Consider the following 2,517-nt stretch of genomic DNA (forward strand, 5'->3'; position numbering starts at 1 on the left):
CATTTGTATAATCGTCAACACATTTTTATAAAGATATTCAAGTTAATATTTTTATGCTCTTTTAACTAGATACGCCTCTCCAAGGATTCATTACCGAAAAGCTACCTTCTGCTTCTATTTAACCTATTCTTCCAAAATATATTCAAGTTAATTTAAACCCTAGACTTAATTTGTACAGAAGTTTTTACCTAGCGAAACTAACAATCTTATTTTAATAAATATTAATACCTCTTTGTTTATCACACCCTCTATTAGAAACGATTGAAGATATACGTATTCTTATAACAGACAACGATACAAAAATCCATAATACACTCATATACTACTCTAGTTATAGAGTCCCAAGTTCTACTTATATGAAGTAATAGTTGCTTATCTGTTTACTCGTAAATATATAGAAGCACACTAATATATTTATTAACTATCCCTTTTTCACTGAAATATCAGCCTTATATCTCCTTCATCTTTAGTATCATCTATTTCCATACAGCTATATTCTCTTAATAAACATTTAAGATATGCTCAAGGTTTGAATTGATTAATAGCATTTCCTTTTTAAACACATATACTGGATTAAAAATACATACCTCAATTGATCAAGTGCACCGAACAAACATATGCAGAATACTCGTTCCTTTCATTACTTCACTTTTTATATAACATTAATAGATATTTATCCCATACCTATATTTACGTTTTACCGCTAAAAGAGCGAATCCTTTCACTAACAAAGCATTTAGTTTCATTTCTAGTATATATCCCCCTTTTAAAATACATATAGAATCATAATTTCCTTTGTTTCTATCTCCCCCTAAGAATACAATACACAACCATACAAAAACAATTCTACAACAAGGTATACGGCGGCTGCACAATTATAAATCATAATCCCCTCAATACCTACAGAGGTGCTGTCCGCCTTTAACGCAAATATATACTAAAAAAATTTCAATATGAAATGGGCCGGAATTTCTATTCTAAGAAAAATCCGGCTCTTATTTTTAAGCAACAACCAACATCATTTTTACATTTAGTATTAAATGTCTATTCAATATTCTCTACTCTGGTAAAGGTGAATGTATCATATCTGTCACTGCATAATATAGATTTTCTGGATGTTCGGCTATCCGATGACATAAATATAAATACCGTTATTTTCCACGAGTCAAATATACTCTAGCGTTATGTCCTTTGTTTTTCAAATCTCTTAACATATCCGGACGAATTCCATATAACATTTCTATTTCTACATTAGGGTGACTAAAATATTGACGTTGCTCCATCTCTTTAATAAGAATTTCATCATGTGTAGCTATAGATACAGGGTGATGGTTTTCAGCTAGTTTTTCTACAATTTGAAGATACTGTTGATTTAAATCAGTTGATCTAGGCATAGCAATATCCGGAACTTCTTGATAGGCACCTTTTACAACTCTTATTTTTCCTGGATAATGAAGGAGTTCTTGAATATCATTGTTTGAGCGGTATAAATGTGCCTGTATTGTTATCCCTACATTATGATATTGCTCAGTTACCTTTTTATAAATGGAAAGAATGTCCGCTGCTTTAGATGATTCTTCCATACTTATCATAAGGGTAGTTCCATGTACTTTCGCCTTCTCTGCCAACTCCATTAAATGAATATAAGATATTTCTGGATCTATAGACAATCCAATATGAGATAAATCAAGTGATACTGTTTGTTTCATAGATAGAGTACCTATGTCCCCAATAAGATTCAAAAACTCATTTTTTTGCTTTATAACATCCCTCTATATCAAGAGTATTTTCCCCTATGTATTCTAGTGAAGTATGATAACCTTTTGTAATTAGTTCTTTTGCCGTCCCAATCCCCTCATGTCTCGTTTCTCCGGTGACAAAGCGTTTCGCAGCTTGTAACAATAACGTATAGAGTTCATTGGATTGTTGAACATATGCTTTTATATGTTCATTCCGTTTTACATACACCTTCTTTAAATCAGCTTATCCTTTCTAAATTTATTGCTGAAGATTATTTGGAACGGCATATTATGAAGATGAAAAAAATCTATAAAAATCGAAGAGACTTCCTTATCCAGCAATTAAAATCAACATTCTCAAATACAATCAATATTTTCGGTTATTTTACAGTATTACATCTGATTGTTGAATTCAATCAAGTTCAATTCACAAAAGAATTACTTGAGAAAATCCAACAACTCGGAGTGAAAGTATATCCTGTGGAAGATCACGCCATTGAAAAAGGAAAACATTACAATCGAATTATTATAGGGTATGGACATTTAACAACTGCAGAAATAAAAGAGGGTGTGAGTAGGCTCCAGAGGGTAATACTTCGTATATATATTCTTGTTAGCAAATAGACTTTAAAGCTTAGTCATATTTTTCTGAAGGTATGCTACTTAAATGTGAAATTCTAATAAAATAAAGTTGTTTCTTGTTAGATAAACTTACTCATAGAGCCCACATTAATTACAAGTTTATTTTACAAAACACAAAAAAGACAAGTCATTCTGA

At 31.1% G+C, this 2,517-nt stretch carries 2 pseudogenes; one reads left to right on the forward strand and one right to left on the reverse strand.

Features of this window, described 5'->3' with window-relative positions:
- Positions 1-1,058: 1,058 nt before the first annotated feature.
- Positions 1,059-1,968, reverse strand: a pseudogene (locus CN409_RS30945) (proline dehydrogenase family protein).
- Here CN409_RS30945 and CN409_RS30950 point away from each other — a divergent pair.
- A pseudogene (locus CN409_RS30950) lies at positions 1,887-2,363 on the forward strand (MocR-like pyridoxine biosynthesis transcription factor PdxR); the annotation flags it as partial. The pseudogenes CN409_RS30945 and CN409_RS30950 sit on opposite strands and share 82 nt — an antisense overlap.
- Positions 2,364-2,517: the final 154 nt, after the last annotated feature.

Source organism: Bacillus sp. AFS012607, assembly GCF_002558005.1.
GTDB classification, from domain to species: Bacteria; Bacillota; Bacilli; order Bacillales; family Bacillaceae_G; genus Bacillus_A; species Bacillus_A thuringiensis_S.